Source organism: Acinetobacter sp. CIP 101966, assembly GCF_000369725.1.
In the GTDB taxonomy this organism is placed as follows: Bacteria; Pseudomonadota; Gammaproteobacteria; order Pseudomonadales; family Moraxellaceae; genus Acinetobacter; species Acinetobacter lwoffii_Q.
The window spans coordinates 414,676-439,790 of the sequence record NZ_KB850158.1 but is presented as its reverse complement, the minus strand read 5'-3'; the positions used below and the strand labels follow the sequence as shown (position 1 = coordinate 439,790).

Below are 25,115 nucleotides of genomic sequence, written 5' to 3'. Positions count from 1 at the left end.
AATTAATCTTTATTCATGATGAAAAAATATTCACGATAGTATTTCAATTCCGCAATCGAATCACGAATGTCATCCATCGCCAGATGCGAGGCATTTTTCTTGAGACCGCTCATGATTTCCGGGCGCCAGCGTTTGGCCAGTTCTTTCACTGAAGATACATCCAGATTACGGTAATGGAAATACTGCTCCAGTTCAGGCATCAGGCGGTGCAAGAAACGGCGATCCTGACAGATCGAGTTACCACACATCGGTGAAGATTTTGGATTGACCCATTTTTTCAGGAATTCAATAGTTTGCTGTTCGGCATCCTGAGCGGTCAGTTTACTGCGACGTACACGTTCAATCAGACCAGACTGGCCATGCTGGCGAGTGTTCCACTCATCCATGGCATTTAACAGACGTGCAGGCTGATGTACCGCAAGCACAGGACCTTCTGCCAAAATATTCAAATTGTCATCGGTTACAATTGTTGCAATTTCAATAATTTGATCATTGTCTGTGTCTAGACCTGTCATTTCAAGGTCAATCCAAATCAGGCGGGTATCAGCGGTGCTGCTCATAAATGTGCAATCTTATTGGGTTTAAAAACAACTATAGTAGCAAATTAATTACATCTTGGGTGTCATTCGGGGGCTGCTTCATGCTATTTTTGCCATCTGATTTACCCGGTTTTTTTAGGATATGAATGGCCTTAATACGTAAGCGTCGTCTGACAGAGCAACAACAGCGCCGCATTCAGAAACAACAGAAAACACGTCAAGAAGATCTCGATACCTCCAGTGATCTTGAAGGTTTAGTGGTGCAACATTATGGCCGCCAACTTGAAGTGCAAGCTTTGTCTCGCCCTGACATTCACCCTGAAAAACCTGTGGTCGCCGATGGTGAGCCTGAACCTTTCTGGAAAGAGATTGAACTGGACAGCGTCTGGCGCTGTCATACTCGAACCAATCTGGATTTATTGGTCACGGGTGACCGGGTCAAATGGCAAGCCGATCCGAATACCGGTTTAGGAATTATCACCGCGATTCATCCCCGAAAATCCTTATTGACACGCCCCGACCGCTATCACAAGGTTAAACCGGTAGCGGCCAACATTTCACTGATTGTGATCGTGTTTGCACCATTGCCTGAGCCAGCGCCGGGCCTGATCGACCGTTATCTGGTGGCCTGTGCCGATGCCGATATTCCTGCATTGCTGGTGATGAATAAAGCCGATTTGTTAAAAGAAAACGATCCGATTCTGACTCTGCTGCAAGAATATCAAGATCTCGGTTATGAAGTGATGCAGACCCAATCCGATGGCGACCTGACTGCACTGTCTAATCGTCTGGAAAATGAAACGGTGGCTTTCGTCGGTCAATCTGGTGTGGGTAAAAGCACGCTGATTAATGCGATCGTGCCGGATGCCGCACAGAAAACCAATATTATTTCGGAAAACTCGGCACTTGGTCAGCACACTACGACATCAACGCGCTTGATCGGTTTTGGTGAAGGTGCCGCCCTGATTGACTCTCCGGGAATTCGTGAATTTGGCCTGTGGCATCTGACTTTAGATAAGGTACAAAGCGGCTTTCCTGAAATTGAAAACCTGCTCGGCCATTGTCAGTTCCGTAACTGTACCCATAAGCATGAAAAACAATGTGCTTTGCGTCAGGCTGCTGCCGCAGGTGAAATTTTACCGCGCCGACTGGACAGCTATTTACGTTTAATCGACGAAATCACTGAAGCACAGCAAAAAAATTAATTTTCTTAACCCTTGGCCCTTGAAGCGGTGATTTTGATCACCATATTTATGAGCTATACTCTTGGCAATTTTAAAATTGTAATTAGGTGAATTGTGGAACGTTGGTTCGAGTTTATGGGGAATCACCCCTTCTTATTTGGAACACTCGCGGTATTAGTGGTTTTGTTCTTCATTATCGAAGGTCAACGTAACGGTCGCAAAATTTCTCCGCAATCGCTGGGAATTTTAGTCAAAGCAAAAAATGCCATGCTGATTGATTTACGTGATGCCAAAGACTTTCGTGAAGGTCATATCAGCGGCAGCCGTAATATTCCATATAGCCAGATTACAAAACATGTTGAAGAGCTGAAAGCATCTGATCGCCCTTTGGTGTTCATTTGTAACCTTGGACAGGTGGCTGGTACTGCGTTACAGCAGGTCGGTCATGCCGATGCCTACCGTCTTGATGGCGGCGTCAGCAACTGGAAAGCTCAAGGTTTACCTTTGGTGAAAAGCAAATAATCCACGAACAGGAGATTGATCATGGCTGAAGTTACTATTTATTCGACCACAGTGTGTCCTTATTGCGTGCGTGCAAAACAGCTACTGGAACGTAAAGGTGTGGCATATAAAGAGATTAACTTGTCTCAAGAAGCACCAGAAGTCCGTCTTGAATTGATGCAGCGTACTAATCACCGTACCGTGCCACAAATTTTTATCAATGATCAGTTCATGGGTGGTTTTGACCAACTTTATGCTTTAGAGCGTGAAGGCAAGCTTGATGAATTGCTGGCTTAACTTTTATTAAAATTATCACTTCATATTAAGGATCAAAAAATGAGTGAAGAACAACAAGCTCAACCACAATTGGCATTAGAGCGTATTTATACCAAAGATATTTCTTTTGAAGTTCCTGGGGCGCAAGTTTTTACTAAGCAATGGCAACCTGAGTTAAACATCAACCTTTCTTCTTCTGCAGAAAAAATTGATGAAACTCATTTTGAAGTGGCTTTGAAAGTCGTGGTTCAAGCAACCAACGAAGGTGATACCGCGTTTATCGTTGATGTAACTCAAGCCGGTATTTTCCTGGTCGATGGCGTTGAAGAAGAGCGTCTTCCATATATCTTGGGTGCATACTGCCCGAACATCCTGTTCCCGTTCCTACGTGAAGCAGTGAATGATATGGTGACTAAAGGCAGCTTCCCACAATTGCTATTGACTCCAATCAACTTTGATGCTGAATTTGAAGCCAATATGCAACGTGCGCAAGCTGCTGCTGTGGATGGTCAAGCTTAATCGCTATCCTTCAAATATAAAAAAGACCGCTTATGCGGTCTTTTTTATTTCTTTTTTTCCCTCTCCTTTTAGGCATAGGTATCTACACAATTCCTGAACTTTGCGTTAAATTGAAGAGCATGCTCTTCAATTTAACATCTCTGGCCTGGATCAGCGTCTTGTCAAGCGCTATAACAGCCTTGTAAAGCTCAATATGAACCCTCTTGCTTCACTTGCTCCGGCAATCAAAGACCTGGCTTCTGCCCAAAAGTCGAGTTTCGCAACCACACAAGCGGTCTGGCGATTCCTGAATAATGACAAAATCTCTTTTAGTCAGTTAAACCAGCCAATTGAACATCTTGCATGTGAACAGATCAAGGCATCACCGCATCAATATGCATTGATTGTTCATGACTGGTCTCAGCTACAGTATGTGAAACACCATCATAAAATTCAGCGCCTGCAAAGAACCCATCAATATGATTCAGGCTATGAATTGCAAAGCAGTCTGCTGGTTGATGCAGCCTCGGGACTACCTATTGCGCCACTGGCGCAGACACTATCAGATGCCTCAGGCTGCTATTCCACATTCAGTCAACACTCTGCTGGGCGCAAATCTCATCTAGATTCACTTACCGAACAAATCAAAGTGATTGAACAATATCCCATTGAGAAAACATGTGTTCATATCATTGATCGTGAAGGTGACTCCATTGCCCACCTAAGGGAAATGAGCAGCCAGGGTTTTAAATGGCTGATTCGGGCGAAAGAAGGCCATCGAATTGAGCATCAGGGCAAAACATGCAAAGTTGCAGAAGCCGCAGAACGAGTAGAAACGCAGCAGGTCCAGCCGATTGCCTATAAAGGAAACCGGCATATGTTGCATGTGGGAGAAACTGCTATCCGGATAACACGTGCAGCAAAACCGAAGAGAAATGACGATTCAGGCCAACGGGTTGCTCCCCAGCCAGGGAGTGCGATTGAAGCCAGATTAATTGTTGCCGTAGTGAAAGATGATCAGGATAAGACCGTCGCAAGATGGTCACTAATCAGCAATGTTCCATCAGAGATTACTACGGTAGAGATGACGACCTGGTATTACTGGCGCTGGACAATTGAATGCTATTTCAAGCTGCTCAAGCAGGCAGGTCATGATATTGAAGCATGGCTTCAGACCAGACCTGAAGCCATTTTAAGGCGGTTACTGATTAGCTGTATGGCTTGTGTTTTAACTTGGCGAATCCAGCGTTCTGAAGATGAACACCATCAGAAAATTCGTGTATTTCTCACCCGTCTTTCAGGTCGGCAGCAGAAAAGAGGTAGGTTGGAAAGTGCACCTGCCTTATTGGCAGGGCTTTCGATTTTACTGAACACTCTTCAACTGCTCTCGGAATATTCAATAGATGAACTCAATGAGATAGCCACAATGGCATTAGGTATCTCATAGATGTGTAGATACCTATGCCTTTTAGGAGAGGGTTAGGGAGAGGTAAATTAATTAGTTAAATTCTAGAACCCCTCTCTCTAACTCTCTCCCTGAGGGAGAGAGAACTTATAAGATTTATTCTGCATCCGCCATCAAATCAGCGCTCATCCCAACAGTGTTAAAGCCGGCATCAACATACAGAATTTCACCAGTAATTCCGTTAGCCCATGGCGAGCACAGGAATAATGCGGCATTACCGACATCTTCAATCGTCACATTACGTTTTAATGGAGCAACTTTCTCATTCAGGTCAAGCATTTTACGGAACGATTTAATACCTGAAGCTGCCAGAGTACGGATTGGACCCGCAGAGATCGCATTCACACGAATACCTTCCTGACCCAAGCTAGACGCCAAATAACGTACGCCTGCTTCTAAAGAGGCTTTGGCCATACCCATCACGTTATAGTTCGGCATAACGCGCTCAGAACCTTGATAGGTCAATGTCAGCAAACAACCTTGACGGACTTGTAGCAAAGGTTTTGCCGCACGTGCCATTGCAATAAAGCTATAAGCACTGATGTCATGTGCAATATTAAAGCCTTCACGATCCGTGATCTCGGTGAAGTCACCATCTAGCGTATGTGCCGGTGCAAAACCGATAGAATGCACTACGCCGTCCAGACCATCCCAATGTTTAGCCAGTTCGGCAAATGCATGGTCAATTTCAGCATCGACTGCCACATCACAAGGAAAAACCAGTTTCGAACCAAACTGTTCAGCAAAGTCATCTACCCGCTTTTTCAGCTTTTCATTTGGATAAGTAAAAGCCAATTCAGCACCTTCACGATGCAATGCTTGAGCAATACCAAAAGCAATCGATAATTTACTCGCAATGCCCGCGATCAAGAAGCGCTTACCCGCCAAAAGTCCTTGTGCCATGTGAATCTCACCTAAAAGAATGTATATGGCATGATGCCAAGTCTGAAGCATTTTAGAAATTGCATAATGCACCTTTTTTTCGATTTATGATGAACTGGGAATTTAAGACTGAGTTAAGAGTATTAACTTAAATGGTCAGATGCAGGGCCTGATGAGTATTTTGCCAGAGCTGTTCAGCCAGTTCCTCTTTGTGCATATGCAGGCTCTTTGCCAGTCCTTGCAGCACATAAGGTAAATTTGCAGGTGTATTTCGGGTACGTTGCTCGGTCGAGCTTTGACAACAGAGTGGCGTCATATCCGGACAGTCAGTTTCCAATACCAAATGTTCTGGTCCGACATACTGCACCACTTGATGAAGTTTTTTGGCATTTAGATTGGTGATTTGCCCGGTGATGCCCAGTTTGAATCCCAGCTTGATAAAAGCCTTGGCTTCCTCAATCCCACCACCAAAGGCATGCGCAATGCCGCCCTGTTTAAACTGCTGCTGTTTTAAAATCTGCAAAACCTCCGCATGCGATTTGCGGATATGCAGCAAAACCGGCTTATCAAATTGCTGTGCCAGTTCAAGCTGTGCAGCAAAAAAATCTTTTTGCTTCTGAAAAATTTCAGCCTGTTTGTGCTGTTTTAAAAAGGTATCCAGACCGATTTCACCAATGGCAATACAATGCTCATTTTTAAGCAGCTGTTCCAGCTCCTGTAAATGCTCAGTCTGATGCTGTTCAATATAAAACGGATGCAAGCCCGGCGCTAAATGACTTTGTGGTGCATTTTCCAGGTCATTGATAAAGTCGTGAGTTCCTAACAGATCAGCAAAACGGTTTTGTAAAAAACCAATTAGAACCAGATGCTCGACACCTGCCGCTTTGGCCGCATACGCCAACTGTTCCCGATCAGGATCAAAATCGGGAACATCAAAATGGGTATGCGTATCAAACAGTTTTAAGGTCATTTGGCTTTTGCAGCAGATGCTGGCTGTGCCTCGGAGGCAGCTTTTTCAGTTTGAGGCAGATATTCGGGTTTCAGCACACCTTGTAACTGCTCATAAGGAATCATCAGACGTGGCAAGCCAACAACATATGGCCCAATTTCATATTCGGCATACTGCAATATCAAGCCGTCTTTGCCCAGATAGAAGTTATCGGTAAGCTTGAACTTCCAGGCCTGTTCATATTCGGCGACATCTTTGGCCAGCTTGGACTCTACCACCCAGGTTTTAAACGCATCATAAGCACGCGCTTCCAGTTGGGCTTTCTGTTTGACCGCAATAATGTCATCCAGCTTGATCAGCTTTTTCTGTTCCAGATCAAAATTATAATAAGTCTGTGCAGATGCCCCGTGTGCGCCTCCCAGATAATAACTGCTGTTCAAAACTACTGTCGCTAGAGGATCACCCGAATGCAGAATCTTGGGCTTAATCATCAGGCTAATACTATGACTGGCACTCAGGGCCTTGAGCTCTTTATCCAGATTCAAGAAAGTCTGCATATAAGGTTGAGTTTGCTGCTCAAGCTGCTGTTTTGGTGTCACCACTGTTGCTAAAGCAGCTTTGGGTTCAGAGGCGGCAACGTCCGCTTCGCTGGCAGCGCTCACTTTTGCCGGTTCAATCGCATCAAGAGACAGGATATTTTTCAACTGTTGCAGAATCTGCTGGTCGATCCATTCATCAATAAAGCTCTGATTACTGTTCAGACGTTCGATCGAGATTTCCGGACAGCTTTTGTCTTCACATTCTGGAATCGCCAGCTTGAGCTTTTCGGTATCGCCGCTGAGTTTAAGTGCTTCAGCTTCGGCTTGTAGCACCTCGGAAGCACTTGATTCTTCCGGCTCATTACTCTTCGGCTGGCACGCACTCAGCAAGATCGCTGATGCCAGTATCGATAGACAAAAGATATTCTTGTATTTTGGCATTCATTCACCTTTTTGGAACCTGTAATCTCGCAGGATCATGAGCTTTAAAACATATGCTGATAGATATCAGCTTTCAAGACCTGTTGTGTTTGTTGTTTTGTTAAATAAATATCCAGTTGTTTGGCATCTTTGCTAATTTCATGGCTGCGAAAATGCAGACCAATGCCTTCCTGATCAAAGAACCAGTCAGCCTGTCCCCAATACAGTTTTTTCGGTGCTTTCTGCTGCACTTGCTGATCGTTTTCTTTGAGCCATGTCTCATAAGCTTGTTGAATAATCTGATCCATTAATAACTGTTGCTTAGGATCAATAATATCCAGTGGAGTCAGCATTTTCTGCTGGCGACGATCAGCCACAAAAAAATAATAGCGCTCATGCACGCTGACATTTTCCTGTTTGGTATCGACCCCAATCTGCATCAATACATATTGATTGCGCTGGTAGGGAATGCGGGTATATAGCGATAACTCATAAGCCTTGTTCAGATTGAGCTGCGCCTGCCAGGCATCCGATTTTTTTACATAGGCATTGATCGCCTGCTGTAAATTCATGTCCTGTTTCAACCCAATTTGATCCTGGATCACTTTGGCCTGCTGCTTTCCAATCCATTGGTTCATCCATGGATCAACCGTATGCAAGGTCTGAATATCCAGATTGATACAGTTTTTATTTTCACAAAATGGCAAGGCAATTTTAGCCGGCTGCTCTTGAATATTCAGATAAGGCAAAACATCTGCGGTCTGCTGAGCTGCGGTCATTTTCTCATTTTGCGGAGTATTAACAGGCTCTTTTTCGCTTTGATCACAGCCACTCAGGACAAGACTTAAACCAATCACAGAACCGAGGACGACTTCCTTGCTGAGCTTCATTCTCTTTGCTATATCTATCGAGTTATTAATTGCTTAAATGTAGCATAAAATAAAACAGCTTCCGGAGAAGCTGTTTGATATTTTTAAACTTTAGCTGCGGAACGTTAAAGTTTAGTGTTCACGCGTATTGTGGAACACGATGTCCGGATAACGTTCTTGCATCAGCTGCAAATTCACGCGGCTTGGTGCGAGATATGTCAAATGACCACCACCATCGACAGACAACTGGTCATGAGCTTTTTTCTTGAATTCGTTGAATTTCTTCTCATCATCGCAAGACACCCAACGTACTGTGTTGATGCTGACCGGTTCGTAAACACAATCAACTTTGTATTCTTCTTTCAGACGGTAAGCCACCACTTCAAATTGTAGCACACCTACAGCACCAACGATCAGATCGTTGTTATTCTGCGGCATGAATACCTGGGTTGCCCCTTCTTCTGAAAGCTCTTTCAGACCTTTTTGCAGCTGCTTGGATTTTAATGGATCCTTCAAGCGGACACGACGGAACATTTCAGGCGCAAAGTGTGGAATACCGGTGAACTGAAGTTTCTCACCCGAGGTAAATGTATCGCCAATCTGGATGGTGCCATGGTTATGCAGACCAATAATATCACCCGGCCAAGCTTCTTCCAGATGCTGACGATCACCGGCCAAGAAAGTTAAGGCATCGCTGATGCGCACATCTTTATCCAAACGTACATGCTTCATCTTCAAGCCTTTTTCATACTTGCCTGAACAGATCCGCATGAAGGCAATACGGTCACGGTGTTTCGGATCCATATTGGCCTGAATCTTGAAGACAAAACCGGTAAAGCCTTCTTCATCCGCTTCTACAACACGATCTTGGGTCGGATGGGCTTTAGGAGATGGTGCATATTGACTGAAGGCATCCAGAACATGGTCGACACCAAAGTTACCCAAGGCTGTACCGAACAACACAGGCGTTTGACGGCCTGCCAGAAATTCTTCACGATCCAATGGCTCATTGGCCATTTGTACCAGTTCCAGCGATTCTTCAAATGCCGCCCAAGCCAGTTCACCCACTTTCTCACGAAGATCAGGATAGTCATAACCATCTCGCACTTCGATCTCGGTAATGACTGAACCGAAACCGGCTTTATACACGTAGAATTTTTCTTCGATTAAATTGAATACACCGGCAAAATCACGGCCAGTACCGAGCGGCCAGGTGATCGGAACACATTTAATTTTCAGAACGTTTTCGATTTCATCCAGAAGCTCAAGCGGTTCACGGATTTCACGGTCCATTTTGTTGACGAATGAGATGATCGGGGTATCGCGCATACGACACACTTCCATCAATTTAATGGTTCGGTCTTCGACACCTTTTGCACCATCAATCACCATCAGCGCCGAGTCTACCGCGGTTAGGGTACGGTAGGTATCTTCCGAGAAGTCTTCATGTCCCGGGGTGTCCAGAAGATTGATCATCTTGTCTTTAAAAGGAAATTGCATCACCGAGGTGGTAATCGAGATACCACGCTCTTTTTCCATTTCCATCCAGTCAGATGTTGCGGCCCGGTCAGATTTACGGCTTTTTACCATCCCGGCCACCTGAATAGCCTGACCCCATAACAGCAATTTTTCTGTCATGGTGGTTTTACCGGCATCGGGGTGGGAAATAATAGCGAACGTACGTCGCTGGGCGACTTGTGCCGCCAGTTCTTGCTTAAAGCTCATGAAATACACCTACTGCTCAATGCACAGCATTCGAGATCAAATTCGATCAATATGAAAAAAATTGGCGATATTGTAGCAGAGTTTCAGGGTGGAGTTCCGTGAGCCATGTTGTCTATCTATCCTGACGCTCAATGAATTAGAGCGCTATTCATGGAATTGTAAGTTTTCTAGTCGTTGTTCATCTCCCGGCAAGCCCAGCAAAAAGCCTTGTAACTGTTCACAACCGAGCCGGGTTAAAATTTCTGCTTGCGCTTCTGTTTCAACACCTTCGGCGGTCACCACCAAGCCCAGTTTTATGGCCAGCTGAATAATGCTTTCCAGAATCATTTCTTCTTTGGAGCCGACTGCCAGATTTTTGATAAATTCCCGGTCAATTTTTAACTCATCTACGGCGAAATTCTTTAAATAGAGAAAACTGGAATGCCCTGTACCAAAATCATCAATGGCTAGACGGATGCCCATTTGTCTTAAGCGCTTAAAGCTGCGCATACTCACATCAATATGATGCATGGCAGTCGATTCAGTAATCTCGATCATTAAATGCTGAGGACTGATTTTATATTGTGCAAATAACTTTTCTAAAGTACTAAACAGATGCTTATGTTCAAATTGTACCGCAGACAAATTGACCGCGATAGGGAAAAATTCAGTATGTGTCCGTTGCCATTTTTGAATCTGCTGACAAGCCAGTTCCAATGCCCAATAGCCCATTTGAATAATCAATCCAGTTTTTTCAGCCGCATTGATAAACAGATTCGGGCCGAGCAAACCAAACTGGGGATGGTTCCAGCGAATTAATGCCTCTACCCCACACAAGCTACGGTCTTTGGTCCGAAACTTGGGCTGATAAAACAGCACAAACTGCTGCTCTTCCACGGCTTTATATAGGTCATTAATCAGGGTACTCTGGCTCTTGCTTTCATCCTGGTCGGTAGAATAATTAAAGACTGAATAGGTATTGCGCCCCTGATACTTGGAACTCAGCATGGCGGCATCAGCATTGACCAGCAGATCCTGTAAATTCTTGCCGTGTTCCGGATACATGGCAATGCCAATACTCCCCGAGATATGAATACTCTTGCCTTCAATCAGGAAACTTTCCTGAATTAGTTCAAGAATCTGTTCTGACATTTTTGCAGCTTTGGCGACAGATGTGTTTTCCAGTACCAGCAGAAATTCATCCCCACCAATTCTGAGCAGCTTGGAATGATGGCCTAATAACAGATGAATCCGCGTGGTCAATTGAATCAGCAACTGATCACCGACCAGATGGCCAAACACATCATTGACTGCTTTAAAACGATCCAGATCGATATATAAAAAAGCAATTTCATGCTGCTGTTCGGACTGACCTGAAAACAGCAGATTTGCATATTCAGCCAGATACAAACGGTTAGGTAATTTGGTCAGATTGTCCTGAATGGTCTGATTTTCAATTTGTTGATTGGCCCATGCAAGCTGACGGTTGCGTAATCCCACACGCAGTTCGGATACGACGATACACATCAGCGTCACCAGCAGCAATCCACTCATCAGTATCATGGCCAGAAATAGCTGATCATGTGCCTGAACTAATTCCGGTGACTGTTGCACATGGGCAGCAGTAAAATTGAATGACATCATGCTAATAGAGTGCATGCCAAAGATGCCGAGTGCGATCACACCTGCTACGAGAACTGCCCGGAAAAATGACCAGGTACTTCTGGTACTTAACCAGAGGGTAAACATAGCGGCAATACATATCACCAGAACAGATAGAAGCAGCGCCCCCCAATCCAGCTCGTATTTATTCAGCACAAAACCTGCTGTCAGCCCGATAAAATGGATCAACCAGATGAGTAGGCCCAATAGTATGGCGGTTAGCATTAAACTGAAGATTTTAAAGTTTGGCTGTGAAGCGCCTGAAGCAATTTTTTTAATCCGTGCGATGAGAGAGCAAGCGACCAATGCAGAAAGAACGGAGCTGATGACCAGACCAATATCATGCTGAATGTCAATCATATAAAATGTTCCCCAGCGGTGATCATTTTTATTATGCTCTGCACTGATATTTCCATTTTCACCCGGTCAAATTTGAGCTCAGTAAAATCTCAAGACTGACCATCTATGCAAGCCAATTGGTCTGCAACAACATCAGTCTTAACTAAAATTTAGAATTTATATTTCTTTCTTTTGAAGTTGAGAATTGCCTCAAAAATAAGACTCAACAGAAAAATAAAATACAACTTATATATTAGAAGTGTTTCAAATTTAAGCAAATATTTAGCTTCATTTTTTTAGCTCATTTATTCGATCACCATCACAATTTTTTTCTTTTTATTTAGACAGATGGCACTTCATAGCAAAATTTTATTTGTTCTTTCGTGCAGATTTGCAAAATAAAAAAATAGCCTGTCGAAACAGGCTACTTTTATCAACGACCAATGAGGCTAAAACTTAGGGTTTTGCTTGTAATTTGGCATAGTCCAGTAACACATTTGCCGCTTCAATCACAAACGCTTCTTCTTCAGGCAGAGCCGGACGTTCTTTGGCCTTCATCTTGGCACGCGTTTCAATCAAGGCATCCAGTGAAGCCTGATAACTTTCCCAGTTTGGATAAGGTTTCAGACCTGTTGCAGCACGACGAGTGTTTTCTGCGTCCAGCGTTTTTTGCTCCATGGCAATCAACTCAGCTTTACGCTGTTGCAAGTCCAGTACCTGACGTTTCTCTTCTTCGGCTTTCTTCATCACGGCTTTACGCTGTTCTAAATACTTGAACTGAGAATCCAGTGTGACCCGTTGCTGAGAAAGTTTGGCCAATTCAGGGACGTATTTCTGTACAGCCCCTTCACGTTTAAATGGTGCCGTTGGAATGGTATCCCACTGCAAGGCATTTTTAGCCTTACGCTCACCAAACTCTTCGTTATAAATATCGACCAGTTTAATGTCTGGAACGACCCCTTTATTCTGGGTACTGCCACCGGTCACACGGTAGAATTTACGCTGCGTCAATGTCGCCTGACCATGCGCCAGACTATCCAGTTGCACCTGTGCTGTACCTTTACCGGTGGTGGTACTGCCAATCACAATCCCGCGTTCATAATCCTGAATCGCAGCAGAGTAAATTTCACTGGCCGATGCAGAGGCCAGATTCACCATCACTGCCAGTGGACCTGCATAAGTTTGTGCACCGCCATCATCATCTTCAAAGACGCTGACATTACCATTGCCATCACGGATCTGCACCACTGGGCCAGACTTGATCACCTGCCCCAACATACGTGCCACTTCTTCCAGTGAACCACCTGGGTTATTCCGTAAATCGATAATAATCCCAGCAACATTCTTCGCTGCCAGCTCTTTCAAGGCCTTGTTGGTATCTTCAGATACCGAGCGATAATCGGTACCAGCACGGCGTGCGCGATAGTTCAGGTAGAACGATGGAATTTCGATCACACCATATTGATATTTCTTGCCATCGCGTTGAATGTCGACCACACGTGTACGCACACCGGCATCTTCTTCCTGAATCACGTCACGGGTAATGGTCACATTACGTGCCTGCCCCATGGCAGCACCCGCACCGAGCAAGCGTAGAGTGACTTTCGTGCCACGTTTACCACGAATCAGACCGACAATTTCATTACTTGGCCAGCCAATGACATCGACCATTTGCTCGCCGTCTTGGGCTACACCAATGATACGATCACCTGATTTAACTTGACCGGATTTGCTGGCCGGACCACCTTCAACGATGGTTTCAATCTTGGTATAATCTTCATTGCCACGCTCCGGACGAATCGATACGCCGACGCCTTCCAGCTGTAAAGTGGTCTGACGATTCAGCTCCATCGCATCCACAGGCGGGAAGTAATTACTGTGGGGATCATAAGTCAGCATCATCGCGTTCAGTGTCTTGTCGAGCACATCATCACTTTTGACGCGGCTGAGACGTTCCAGTTGACGGGTATAACGCTTGGTCAAGGTTTGCGCAGGCGTTAGATCTTCAGGACCAGTCAGGTCTTGTCCATTGGCCAATTCCGGATTGGCTTTCAGCGCTTTCTGCTTGGCCAATTCCTCTTCTTTACTGATGGTCAGATTGATCAGCTGAGACACCAGCATTTTTGACCAGTGCGCACGCTGTTCAGCCTCAGTTTTAAAGAATGGCGCTTTCTCACGATCCGTTTCGATATAAACATTTGGCTGATTCAGATTCTGCGGTTTTTTCAGCTCATTCAACATATAGGTGTAGAACTGGTGCAAGCGCTGTTGATATTGCGCATGCATTTCATAAGGACCAGACAAGTTGCCGGCTTTCAGATTGGCACCAAAATTGGCACCATAGCGTTTCTTATAGTTTTCAACTTCTGGGGCCAGAAACAGACTGTGTTCCGGATCAAGATTATCAATATAGAAATCAAAAATACGCTGCGAAGTCTGGGCATCCAGACGCATATTTAAATAATGCTGACGGTCAACCAGGGTTGCCAGCTGACGTGACACCAGCGCCTGCTCTTGAGATGGCTGAATTGCTTTACTGACCACTTCATTACTATTGGCCGCAATCGCATCATTCACTACATGGGTAAAAAAGAATCCACCTGTCGCAATCGCAACTGCGCAAGCTATAGTTTGAAATTTCATAAATAATTCGTACTTCCTTGGCCTAGAGACCAATGTGACCGTGTTGCTTTTCGACCAGAATTTAACGTATTCAGCATCTTAAACAACTTAATATGTTTATGTCGTGTAGTTTTATCATATTCTGTGCTGACAAAGTGTAGCAAATCATTGCAGAATTCAGGTATTGTTTTCTCCGAAAAACTCTAAAACGGATTCCGCATATGATTGGCGCATTGATGCTCGACATCGCAGGCACAACCCTCACTCAAGAAGATATTGAACTATTAAGTGCGCCGCAAGTCGGTGGAGTGATTTTATTTGGTCGCAATATCGAATCTCCGGCCCAAGTCCGTGCTTTGACCGATCATATGCGTCAGGTGCGTCCTGATATTTTAATTGCGGTCGATCAGGAAGGCGGTCGTGTTCAGCGTTTAAGACAAGGCTTTACCCTACTGCCTGCCATGGGAAAATTTGGCGAACTTTATACGAGCGATCCACAACGCGCCCTAGAACTGGCTGAAAAATGCGGCTGGCTGATGGCGACTGAAGTGTTGGCTGTCGGCATTGATTTCAGCTTTGCACCGGTACTGGACTTGAATGACATCAGTGATGTGATCGGCGATCGCAGTTTCGCGCAAAATATTCAGGATATTATTCCGCTGGCTGGTGCATTTCTGCACGGCATGAAACGTGCCGGCATGGCTTCAACTGGTAAACATTTCCCAGGTCATGGCTCAGTCAAAGCAGATTCACATGTTGCTGCAGCAATTGATACGCGCTCCTATGCAGAGATCCAGCAAAAAGACATGCAGACCTTTATCCAGTTACAACCACAGCTGGATGCTTTAATGCCGGCTCATGTCATCTATAGCCAGGTGGATCCCAATCCAGCCGGATTCTCAGAATTCTGGATTCAGAAAGTTTTACGTCAGGAGCTGGGCTTTGACGGCGTCTTGTTCTCGGATGATTTAAGCATGCAGGCCGCATGTGTCGCAGGCGGTGCCGATGTCCGAATTCAGGCCGCACTCAAAGCTGGTTGTGATATGGGTCTGGTCTGCAATGATCGTGCAGCACAATGTATTGCACTGGAAGGAATTGAAGATCTGCCCCTCCCGAACCAGCAACGCCTGGAACGCATGCGCGGCAACATCCCGAACATCCAGATTGGTGATGAACTGGATCTGGGTGAAGAATGGCGCGAGATCCGTAATGAAATACTGGCATTTAAACAGCAATCCAGCTAAAACTTTTTAAATCCAATCAATAGATCTCTTGCGAAAGTTAATTTAAGAGCGTCCAGTTCACCATTCCAGCAATTAAATTCATTCTTAGACCAAATCGTTTCCGTCTATTTCTATAGCGTTCTGTTAATATCCGAAAATATTTAAGTTTGCCGTTGATATGTTCAATTGTGATCCTACGCCGACTGATTTCTTGGTTGATCTGTTTTGCTATTTTGGGTAATGATAAATTCTTAGGTTTCTTGATTGGAATGAGTAACTTACTCTTAATCTGATGAAATCCTTTATAGGCTAAATCTGCCATAATACAAGGATAAATGATCATCTCCTTAAAATACTTACGCGCAATCGTCAGATCATGTTTTCTGCCACTTTCGACCTGTATACTTACAATTTGCTTTAGTCTTGGGTTAAAAATGACCTGTGTTTTTAGCGTATGTTTCTTCTTTTTACCACTATAGAATTTTCTTTGTTTTTTTGGGATGCTCAATCTGTGACTCAGTGACATCAACGATCACATAATCCCCCTCACTAAACTTTTGATTCCTTTTAGGCAATGCGAAAATCCGTGATTGAATCAGAGCATTTTCAACTTTATGAATAGTACGATTCACATTGCTTTCAGCTAGGTTATAGTCAGCGGATAACTCAATTTGAGTTCTATAACAGCGTAAGTAATTTAAAGTTAACAACAATTGATCCTCTAAACACAACGAATGAGGTCTTCCAGATTTTTTCTTGGCAAGTTCAGCGTGTTGTAACACCGATACCATTTTTAAGAATAATGGACGAGGAACTCCAACGAGTCGTTTAAATTCCCCATCATTAAATCGAGTTAAATTTTCATATTTCATGGGGCTAGTATAAACAATTTTTTACTTTCGCAAGAGATCTAATATAAAAAAGGGACACGACAAGGTGTTCCTTTTTAATTATAGTAATGAAAAGGTCACACTATTATTTAATCAACTTAAAAATAACAATAAGGTCAGAACAAATATGACAGACTCACTTTCGCAACATCGCCATATTTCTTTTACGGCGCACTATACCGGCTATATCTGGTATCAAATGGGAATCTCACATCCAGCCTTTGCTACATCCAAAGGCAAGTTTCTGGCCAAACTGCTTCATCCACTTGAATCCTGGGCAGAACGTCATGTCGGCGGTAGCATGCGGACTACACTTAAGCAGCGCCATCAGATGATTGATGAGCATCTGTGTCAACTAATTGAGCAACACCCACAACTTCAGGTTCTTGAAATTGCCTGCGGACTATCTCCACGCAGCTGGAATTTCAGACAGAAATTTCCCGAGATTAATTATCGTGAACTGGATCTGCCCGATATGGCCGAGATCAAGACGCAGGCTTTACAGCAGATTGATAAGCATGCCCCTGAAGTCCTGACTGCCGATATTTTTAGTGAAGAGCTGGACTGTATTTTTCAGATGTTTGACCGAAACCAGCCCTTGGTCATCATTAGTGAAGGGCTGATTAATTATTTTGATCAACATATGTTACGCATTCTGATGCAGGGTATTACAGAAAATGCGCAGTATTTCCCGGCAGTTCACTATCTCAGCGATATTTATCCTGAACCGGTGAAAAATAAACTGGCGAACTTTATCTGGAGCTGTAGCCGCCTGCTTAAATTCATGTCTCGCAGTGCGTTTACCTTTCATTTTAAATCCCCCCAAGAACTGCAGCACTTTTTTCAAGATGCAGGATTTGACCAGGTTGAGGTACAACAACCACAACGTTATTTTGCCGAGCCTCGTCAGCAAAACCCGACTCATGAACAGGATGAACATTTGGGTGATCTGGTCTGGATGATTCATGCCGTGAAAAAAAACAGCGTTTAAGTACGCTGTTTTTTAAAGATGATGTTTTTAAATTGCCGCATCAAATACTTCAGTTTGTGACAGTACTTTTTGCATTTGTACAAAGCGTAATAAGCGTTCTGCGACTTCAAAACTGCCATGTTTGAATAAGGCACGCAGCTGAGTATCATCCTGTTCAAAGATTAGGCATTCAATCTGAAATTCCCCTGTTTCATCTTCCAGATGCAAGGCCAAATCACGTGGATAAGTTGTTGCATGCGCAGCCTGTTCTGCATCTAACTCCAGCAATACTCCGAAGAAATTCATGTCCACGATCTCTGCTTTTAAAATGAGATCAGAATGACGATGACTGAGGAAACGCTGTGAATCTTGCACCTGAATCCGCTCTTCACCGCGACGTTCAAGCTGCTGTATCTGCTCAGGGCTAAACGGAATAATTCCCGGCAACTGATCGACCGGTTCATCACGTAAGAAGGTTGCAAACAGATGCATGGTTTCTTTACGACGTTGTAACTGCGGCACATGATCAGCACCTGCAATTTGCACATACTGCATATCCGGGCATTGTAGGGCAAAATTCGCATTTTCATGTGGCAAGGTAAAACTGTCATATTGCCCACATGCCACCAGTACTTTGCACTGCGGGATCGGGACATTGGTCAGACGCAATAAACGGTTGCAGTTAATATCATAACGATCCTGTTCGGTGGCCGTAAATTCCGCCATCTGTTTAAAGAACAAACGTTTTGCAGTCGGTGACATTCGGGTTTCTGTCAAACGTGCATGATTCACCAAGTACAAAATGACGGCCTGACCAAATTCATCCATACGCTGTTCTTTCATCAGGTGTAGGGATTCTTCCAGCAGCATTCGCCAGCTTTTACGGGTTTTCTGCATCACGCCCATCAGAATCATCCGATCGACCAGTTCAGGACGCTGATCTGCCAGACAGGAAGCTACTACTGACCCTAAGGACATGCCTAAAATTGCCACTTGCGGCAGCTGCATATGTTCCAGCCAGCGCCCTAGCATCGCAGCAAGGTCTTCAAGCTCCAGTGTTCCGGCAGACAGACCTGTGTCGACATTACTAATCTGCTGGTTGGCCCCCATGGACGGCAGGTCAATCAGAATGATGGGACCTGCATCAAAAAGCTGTTCTACACAATATTTGTAGGAGTTAAAATTCTGGAAAGCTCCCCCAACAATCACCATGGGTCTTAAATGCAAGGTATCCGGACGGGCGATCGCCATATATTCGATTTTCCAGCCATCCATCCAGGTGGTACGTGGCGGCTGCTTAAAACTGTGCTTATCATAAAGATCAAAAAAACCATCGTGGCTATGTTGTTCCAATACATGGGCGTCCATGTGGATAATGGAATTCATATTCCTTTTCCTCCGTCCTTGCCTTATTTTTATTGTGCAAGTCATGCTTAACAGATCTTATATTTCAGGCGCATTCCGGTGTGCCTGAACACGCATCCTGCTCTTTAATAATTATAAATGACATCAATGTCGCGTGTTTCATTCTATACAGAGCTGCTTTTCACAAGCAACCGCTTCAGTGACCACTTATCTGCTTTTAAACAGAAAACAATTTCAAAATGTTTAGAAGTCAGCGAAAACGGATGATTTTTAACAGATGGGCTTCATTGTGCAGCAGCAGGCTGTTAATATCGAAATGAAATTTCTAAGTGATCAAACCGCTATGCAAGAGTCTATTGAACAATACATGCAAACGGTAGGACAGCAGGCACGCCAAGCGTCTCGCATTTTGGCTCGCGCGTCCACCCAAACTAAAAATAATGCGTTATCCGCTATTTATACGGCTTTGGAAAATAGCCAAACTGCTATTTTGGCTGCTAACCAGAAAGATATGACCAAGGCGCATAACAACAATCTGGACCCTGCCCTGCTTGATCGCTTAGAACTCAACCCCGCACGCTTTAAAAGTATGTTACAGGGCCTAAAAGATGTCATTGGTCTGAAAGATCCAATCGGTGAAATTAGTGATATGGCTTATCGCCCATCCGGCATTCAACTGGGCAAGATGTGTGTACCTTTGGGTGTAGTCGGCATGATCTACGAGTCACGTCCTAACGTCACGTTGGAAGCGGCATCACTCGCGCTAAAATCAGGCAATGCGATTATTTTACGTGGCGGCTCAGAAGCTCTGGAATCGAATCAGGCAATTGCAGTCGCGATTCAGCATGGCCTGAAAGTCGCAGGCTTGCCTGAAGCTGCCGTACAGGTGGTAAATACGACTGACCGCGCTGCAGTGGGCCAGTTGATTACCATGACCGAATATGTGGATGTGATTGTGCCTCGTGGTGGCAAGAGCCTGATCGAACGGATTACCGAGGAAGCACGCGTACCGGTCATCAAACATTTAGATGGCAACTGTCATGTCTATGTGGAAGCTCAAGCGGACTTGTTGAAAGCCTTGCCGATTGCGCTCAATGCCAAAACCCATCGCTATGGCGTATGCAATGCCATGGAAACCCTGCTGGTCGATGAAAAAGTCGCTGAAGAATTCTTGCCACGCATTGCAGAGCTATACCAAGAGAAAAAAGTTGAACTGCGTGGTTGCCGGGAAACCCAGCGTATTCTTGGAGATGCAGTTATTACGGCCACTGAAGAAGACTGGTATACCGAGTATCTGGGTCCGATTCTGGCGATCAAAGTTGTTTCTGGTATAGAAGAAGCCATTGAGCACATCAACAAATATGGCTCGCATCATACTGATTCCATCATTACGGAAAACTACAGTCTGGCTCGCGAATTTCTGGCGGGTGTAGATTCAAGTTCGGTCATGATCAATGCATCTACTCGTTTTGCAGATGGTTTTGAATATGGCTTAGGCGCAGAAATCGGGATTTCGACCGATAAAATCCATGCTCGTGGCCCAGTCGGACTTGAAGGCCTGACTTCGCAGAAATGGATTGTCTTTGGTGATGGTCAGATTCGCCAATAAGTATTCAGATCGCTCATTTAAAACCGCCTCATTTATGAGGCGTTTTTTTATGGGCAGATAAATTCACACTGAAATAGATGGATCAGAACCTTCGGGTCATTTTATTGATAAATCTCTTTATAGAATTGTATGTAGAAACAATATTTGCCTTTTCAGGCGCTAAACTAAAAAACCAATCTGTTCTAAAATAAACTTTAAGCAGAATTGAGTATTCTTATTGATTATATTTTCAGCATCATTTTATTTATAAATGAAAACTATGAACTGATAAATTTTAGTTATTATTGTTAAATCGGTCGATAATGCTTAAGTCTAATCTGCTAAAGTCTATCTAGGACAGAAAAAAAACAAATGTTAAAACATATTCATTGATCTGGATTGCTGCTTCATTGTCCGCAATTGGGTCAAGCAAATGGACGAGAATTTTAATTAAAAATTGGGTAATCAATCGTGTCTAAATCAGTATTAGTTATTAATTGTGGCTCTTCTTCAATCAAGTTTGCATTACTTCTTGAGGAGCAGAATTTCCGTATTCATGGTTTAGCTGAGAACTTAGGCACAGAGAATGCTCGCATTAAAGGTGTGACGGTTGGCAATGAGCCGGTCGATATCCATATTCCATTTGCTGACCACAAAAAAGCACTTGAAGTGGGTCTTGAACGTCTGGCCAATTACCGTCCGGACGCGATCGGTCACCGTGTCGTACATGGTGGCAGCCTGACCAAGGCTGAACTGATCAATGACGAGATTATTGAAAAAATTCGTGAAGCAACGCCGCTTGCGCCATTACACAATCCGGCACACTTAATTGGTATTGAAGCAACCAAACGCTTATTCCCGGAATTACCACAAGTTGCAGTATTTGATACTGCCTTCCATCAAACCATGCCAGCGCATGCTTATCGTTATGCCCTGCCGAAATTTTTATATACTGCTCATGGTGTGCGTCGCTATGGCTTCCACGGGACTAGTCATGCCTATGTTTCAGAACGTGGTTCTGAACTGGCAGGTAGTTTCAAACAAGGTGGCTGGTTAACTGCGCATTTAGGTAATGGTAGCTCGACCTGTGCCGTTTGGAATGGGCAAAGTGTAGATACTTCAATGGGCTTAACTCCGCTTGAAGGCATTGTTATGGGCACACGCAGTGGTGATGTCGATCCAAGCCTGCATAGTTTCTTGGCGAAAAACCTGGGTTGGGACATTTATAAAATTGACAAGATGCTGAATAGCCAAAGTGGTCTTTTGGGTCTGTCTGACCTGTCGAATGACATGCGTACCCTGATTGAAGCTTCAGAGCAAGGCAATGAAGATGCCGCACTGGCGATTGAAGTATTCTGCTACCGTTTAGCTAAATCTCTGGCAGCGTTGAGCTGTGGTCTGCCACGTCTTAATGGTCTGTTCTTCACTGGCGGTATTGGCGAAAATTCAGCCTATATCCGCGAAAAGACCATGACTTACCTGCCCCACTTCGGCTTCAATCTGGATAAAAACGCCAACAATGAATTGAAACGCGGTACTGAAGGTCGGATCGATTCAGGTACAGGCCCACAAATCTGGGTAGTGCCAACAGATGAAGAAGGCCGTATCGCACAAGAAGTTCAAAGTGTGGTTGAACTTGAGGGGGAGCGCAATACTGCAAAAAAGTCTAAAGCTGAGGTAACGCCTGCATAAGCAGGCTTAGCCACTTTTTAACTGATTTTTATTATTCTGCGACTGACATAACTTATGAAAACAATTTTATTGGTTCCCACTGGGGAAGGCGTAGGCTTAACTTCTGCATGTTTGGGCCTGATTTATGCACTGGAATGCCAAGGGGTAAAAGCTGGTTTCCTGAAACCTTTTGCCCAGGAATTGAATGAAATCGAAGACCGAACCACGGCTTTGTATCGTCATATTTCTCAAAGTGAAACTGTTGAACCCATCCGTTATAGCAAAGTCTTGCAGCAGATCAATCTGGGTGAACAGGATGAATTGCTTGAAGAAGCGGTACGTCTGCATCGTCAAATCGCCAAACAGCATGACCTGATTATTGTCGAAGGTCTGCTGCCAAATACTCAGGACAGTTTTGCCGATGATTTGAATGCTTCACTGGCACAAGCACTGGATGCCAAAGTTATTGTGGTCAGCAATGCCAATATTCAACAGCCAAGCCAAACCGCAGACAAAGTTGAACATCAGCTGCGTAATTTTGGTGGCGCTAGCTCTACCCGTCTGGCAGGTATCATGTTAATGCGCACCAAAGGCCTGCCTGAAGAATCTGCGCAGATTCCTGTCACGCTGAATCCAGATTTACGCCTTAAAGCTGAAACCGCCGAATTTATCACCGCCATTCGGCAGACGCATCCGCATATTGGTTCTGAAAAATTGCCAGTGATTGGCTTGGTGCCTTTCAGTAAAACCTTAAGTGTGCCACGCATGTCTGATCTGGCTGCCCATATTTCTGCTTACTGGATTAATGAAGGCGAAGCCAAGCAGCGCCGTGTACAACACAGCAGCCTGATTTCAGCCAATATTGAACATGAATTGCATAAGTTTGTAGCGGGTGAACTGATCATCAGTGCATCTGACCGAATTGATGTGTTACTGGCAAGTAGTCTGGCTAGCAGTAACGGGATTCCTTTGGCCGGTCTGGTGCTGACTGAACATCAACAACCAAATGATCATGTACTGGAATTCTGTCAAGCTGCTATCAAGCAAGGTTTACCGATTTTACATACGCCACTTAGCACTTTTGAAACCGCACAAAAACTGGCAAATCTCAGCAATGAAATTCCGGTAGATGATACCGAACGTGCAGATCAGGTGACGCGTTTTGTTTCAAGCCATATCAATCCGGAATGGCTGAATCAAATATTAAATGGTTCTTATAAACCACGTCTGTCACCTTCCGCTTTCCGTCATGAACTGGTACAAAAATCGATTGCCGCGAAAAAACGTATTGTACTGCCAGAGGGTGATGAACCGCGCACTGTACAAGCAGCAGCGATCTGTCAGTCTCGTGGCATTGCACAATGTATTTTGCTGGCCAAGCCTGAAGCTGTGCTAGAAGTAGCCAAAGCTCGCGGCATTGAATTGCCTGAAGATCTGGAAATTCTTGACCCAGATCTGGTACATGAAAATTACATCGACAAGATGGTCGAACTGCGTAAAGGCAAGCTCAACGAACTGCAAGCCCGTGAACAACTGCAAGATACGGTAGTACTTGGCACCATGATGCTGGCGCTGGATCAGGTTGACGGTTTGGTGTCGGGCGCAGTACATACCACCGCAAATACGGTGCGCCCTGCCTTCCAGCTGATCAAGACTGCTCCGGATTATTCTCTGGTATCTTCCGTATTCTTTATGCTATTGCCAGATGAAGTCTATGTGTATGGTGACTGTGCGATTAATCCGGACCCTGATGCAGAACAGCTGGCCGAAATTGCAATCCAGTCCGCCGATTCTGCCAAAGCCTTTGGTATAGACCCACGCATTGCCATGATTTCCTATTCGACGGGAACTTCCGGTACCGGCGCAGATGTGGAAAAAGTCGCTGAAGCCACACGGATTGCCAAAGAACGCCGCCCTGACCTGCTGATTGATGGTCCATTACAATATGATGCAGCATCTGTAGAAAGTGTAGGTCGCCAAAAGGCACCTGATTCACAAGTGGCTGGACGTGCCAATGTATTTATTTTCCCGGATCTGAACACCGGTAACACTACTTATAAAGCGGTTCAACGCGCTGCCAATGTAGTTAGTGTCGGGCCAATGCTGCAAGGCTTGAATAAGCCTGTGAATGACCTGTCGCGTGGTGCCTTGGTCGATGACATCGTGTTTACCATTGCCTTAACTGCGATTCAGGCTGAGCAGCAAGAAGCTTAATACTTCTTGAATTTAAGTTTTCCAAACCATCTGATTGAAAAATCAGGTGGTTTTTTTATAAAAAAACACTCATAGCTTCAATAAATTCAGCACGCGATCATTATCTCGTTTCAATAAACAATAAAAATGCCAGTCTTTCGAACTGGCATTTTCAACGGTTACTCATAAAGTCTGTGACATAAAAAATTAAGCTGAAGCAGCCCTGCTTTTCAGTCCACTAACTTTAATTTCTTATAAGGTAGTCCACTCTTTACGTACCTCTTCCGCAGTTTTATTGAGCACGACGCTATCGTCTTTGATTTCACTTACCCAACTCAAGGGAATCAGATGATGCTCATTATTTTCATCATCACTTCTTGTTAATTTAATTGAATCCTGACCTTCTAAATGGTCCACCTTCCCGACTTGAGTACCACATGAAGCAATGACTGAAGCATGTTCTTTAATATCACTTGCATTAAAATTGTTCATTCTACTTGCCTGTTTCTAGAAGTTGAGAGAAACAGTCTAAGCAATAAAAAATGCCGCATGTGTAAGGGTTTTCAGGCTTTGAGTTTTTCTGGGTTAAAAATGTAATTGGTCAACATGGCTTGAGTAAGCTATAGGAGAGATGCTTTTTAAATTTGAGTTTTCAAATATTTTTATAACTGGATTTGAAGATTTGAAGATTTGAAGATTTGAAGATTTGAAGATTTGAAGATTTGAAGATTTGAAGATTTGAAGATTTGAAGATTTGAAGATTTGA

At 44.3% G+C, this 25,115-nt stretch carries 21 protein-coding genes; 10 read left to right on the top strand and 11 right to left on the bottom strand.

The genetic code is table 11. The features are described from left to right. Nucleotides 1-2 precede the first annotated feature (2 nt). Nucleotides 3-560, bottom strand: coding sequence for an oligoribonuclease (orn, locus tag F891_RS02110; RefSeq protein ID WP_005107901.1), 558 nt, complete (start codon nucleotides 558-560; stop codon nucleotides 3-5). Nucleotides 561-685: 125 nt separating this feature from the next. On the opposite strand from orn, the gene rsgA reads away from it, so the two are divergent. From rsgA to F891_RS02085, 5 genes are all read left to right on the top strand, one after another. Beyond that, nucleotides 686-1,744 carry a ribosome small subunit-dependent GTPase A gene (rsgA, locus tag F891_RS02105; RefSeq protein WP_005103207.1) on the top strand — a complete coding sequence of 353 codons (1,059 nt, stop codon included), beginning with the start codon at nucleotides 686-688 and terminating at the stop codon, nucleotides 1,742-1,744. A gap of 93 nt (nucleotides 1,745-1,837) precedes the next feature. Beyond that, nucleotides 1,838-2,245 carry a rhodanese-like domain-containing protein gene (locus tag F891_RS02100; RefSeq protein ID WP_004278386.1) on the top strand — a complete coding sequence of 136 codons (408 nt, stop codon included), beginning with the start codon at nucleotides 1,838-1,840 and terminating at the stop codon, nucleotides 2,243-2,245. 21 nt (nucleotides 2,246-2,266) lie between these two features. After that, nucleotides 2,267-2,521 carry a glutaredoxin 3 gene (gene grxC, locus F891_RS02095; protein ID WP_005261807.1) on the top strand — a complete coding sequence of 85 codons (255 nt, stop codon included), beginning with the start codon at nucleotides 2,267-2,269 and terminating at the stop codon, nucleotides 2,519-2,521. A gap of 39 nt (nucleotides 2,522-2,560) precedes the next feature. Beyond that, entirely contained in the window at nucleotides 2,561-3,019 is a 459-nt protein-coding gene (gene secB, locus F891_RS02090) for a protein-export chaperone SecB (RefSeq protein ID WP_004647439.1), read from the top strand. Nucleotides 3,020-3,212: 193 nt separating this feature from the next. After that, nucleotides 3,213-4,445: a transposase gene (locus F891_RS02085; RefSeq protein ID WP_004730312.1), complete on the top strand. Its 1,233-nt coding sequence runs from the start codon at nucleotides 3,213-3,215 to the stop codon at nucleotides 4,443-4,445. A gap of 114 nt (nucleotides 4,446-4,559) precedes the next feature. Here the strand turns inward: F891_RS02085 and F891_RS02080 are convergent, their stop codons facing one another. The 7 genes from F891_RS02080 to F891_RS02050 form a co-directional block, all read right to left on the bottom strand. Further along, nucleotides 4,560-5,366, bottom strand: a complete 807-nt coding sequence (locus F891_RS02080; protein WP_004647438.1) for an enoyl-ACP reductase FabI — start codon at nucleotides 5,364-5,366, stop codon at nucleotides 4,560-4,562. Nucleotides 5,367-5,493: 127 nt separating this feature from the next. Further along, nucleotides 5,494-6,315, bottom strand: a complete 822-nt coding sequence (locus F891_RS02075) for a TatD family hydrolase (RefSeq protein ID WP_005261799.1) — start codon at nucleotides 6,313-6,315, stop codon at nucleotides 5,494-5,496. Beyond that, nucleotides 6,312-7,274 (bottom strand): RsiV family protein, encoded by a 963-nt coding sequence (locus F891_RS02070; RefSeq protein WP_004647436.1) that lies wholly within the window; start codon nucleotides 7,272-7,274, stop codon nucleotides 6,312-6,314. The genes F891_RS02075 and F891_RS02070 overlap by 4 nt, the downstream gene beginning before the upstream one ends. 44 nt (nucleotides 7,275-7,318) lie before the next feature. Beyond that, nucleotides 7,319-8,143, bottom strand: a complete 825-nt coding sequence (locus F891_RS02065) for a hypothetical protein (protein ID WP_005261797.1) — start codon at nucleotides 8,141-8,143, stop codon at nucleotides 7,319-7,321. A 111-nt stretch (nucleotides 8,144-8,254) separates the two neighbouring features. Beyond that, a complete protein-coding gene (locus F891_RS02060) occupies nucleotides 8,255-9,847 on the bottom strand; it encodes a peptide chain release factor 3 (RefSeq protein ID WP_004647433.1) in 1,593 nt (530 codons plus the stop codon). A gap of 144 nt (nucleotides 9,848-9,991) precedes the next feature. Next, nucleotides 9,992-11,848 carry a putative bifunctional diguanylate cyclase/phosphodiesterase gene (locus tag F891_RS02055; protein WP_005261795.1) on the bottom strand — a complete coding sequence of 619 codons (1,857 nt, stop codon included), beginning with the start codon at nucleotides 11,846-11,848 and terminating at the stop codon, nucleotides 9,992-9,994. A 435-nt stretch (nucleotides 11,849-12,283) separates the two neighbouring features. Further along, the gene (locus F891_RS02050; RefSeq protein WP_005261794.1) at nucleotides 12,284-14,470 is read right to left on the bottom strand and encodes a carboxy terminal-processing peptidase; all 2,187 of its coding nucleotides are present in this window, start codon (nucleotides 14,468-14,470) and stop codon (nucleotides 12,284-12,286) included. A gap of 200 nt (nucleotides 14,471-14,670) precedes the next feature. Here F891_RS02050 and nagZ point away from each other — a divergent pair, with 200 nt between their 5' ends. Further along, nucleotides 14,671-15,693: a beta-N-acetylhexosaminidase gene (gene nagZ / locus F891_RS02045; RefSeq protein WP_005261793.1), complete on the top strand. Its 1,023-nt coding sequence runs from the start codon at nucleotides 14,671-14,673 to the stop codon at nucleotides 15,691-15,693. A 37-nt stretch (nucleotides 15,694-15,730) separates the two neighbouring features. Here nagZ and F891_RS17140 read toward each other — a convergent pair. Next, nucleotides 15,731-16,544, bottom strand: a protein-coding gene (locus F891_RS17140) for an IS5 family transposase (RefSeq protein ID WP_100222412.1) whose coding sequence is annotated in 2 segments (ribosomal slippage) — nucleotides 15,731-16,156 and nucleotides 16,158-16,544 — 813 coding nt in all. Because the reading frame shifts where the segments join, the coding sequence is not laid out codon by codon here. A 145-nt stretch (nucleotides 16,545-16,689) separates the two neighbouring features. Between F891_RS17140 and F891_RS02030 the strand changes: the two genes are divergently transcribed. Beyond that, entirely contained in the window at nucleotides 16,690-17,553 is an 864-nt protein-coding gene (locus F891_RS02030) for a class I SAM-dependent methyltransferase (RefSeq protein WP_005261792.1), read from the top strand. 27 nt (nucleotides 17,554-17,580) lie between these two features. Here the strand turns inward: F891_RS02030 and F891_RS02025 are convergent, their stop codons facing one another. Then, the gene (locus tag F891_RS02025) at nucleotides 17,581-18,918 is read right to left on the bottom strand and encodes an alpha/beta fold hydrolase (protein ID WP_005261790.1); all 1,338 of its coding nucleotides are present in this window, start codon (nucleotides 18,916-18,918) and stop codon (nucleotides 17,581-17,583) included. Between the two features lie 322 nt (nucleotides 18,919-19,240). Here F891_RS02025 and F891_RS02020 point away from each other — a divergent pair, with 322 nt between their 5' ends. The 3 genes from F891_RS02020 (at nucleotide 19,241) to pta (ending at nucleotide 24,370) form a co-directional block, all read left to right on the top strand. After that, entirely contained in the window at nucleotides 19,241-20,506 is a 1,266-nt protein-coding gene (locus F891_RS02020) for a glutamate-5-semialdehyde dehydrogenase (protein ID WP_034439104.1), read from the top strand. Nucleotides 20,507-20,956: 450 nt separating this feature from the next. Next, the gene (locus tag F891_RS02015) at nucleotides 20,957-22,177 is read left to right on the top strand and encodes an acetate/propionate family kinase (RefSeq protein ID WP_005261787.1); all 1,221 of its coding nucleotides are present in this window, start codon (nucleotides 20,957-20,959) and stop codon (nucleotides 22,175-22,177) included. A gap of 54 nt (nucleotides 22,178-22,231) precedes the next feature. Next, the gene (gene pta / locus F891_RS02010; RefSeq protein ID WP_005261785.1) at nucleotides 22,232-24,370 is read left to right on the top strand and encodes a phosphate acetyltransferase; all 2,139 of its coding nucleotides are present in this window, start codon (nucleotides 22,232-22,234) and stop codon (nucleotides 24,368-24,370) included. 231 nt (nucleotides 24,371-24,601) lie between these two features. Here pta and F891_RS02005 read toward each other — a convergent pair whose 3' ends face one another. Then, complete coding sequence (locus F891_RS02005; RefSeq protein ID WP_004729548.1) at nucleotides 24,602-24,841, bottom strand: DUF2171 domain-containing protein; 240 nt, start codon at nucleotides 24,839-24,841, stop codon at nucleotides 24,602-24,604. Nucleotides 24,842-25,115: the final 274 nt, after the last annotated feature.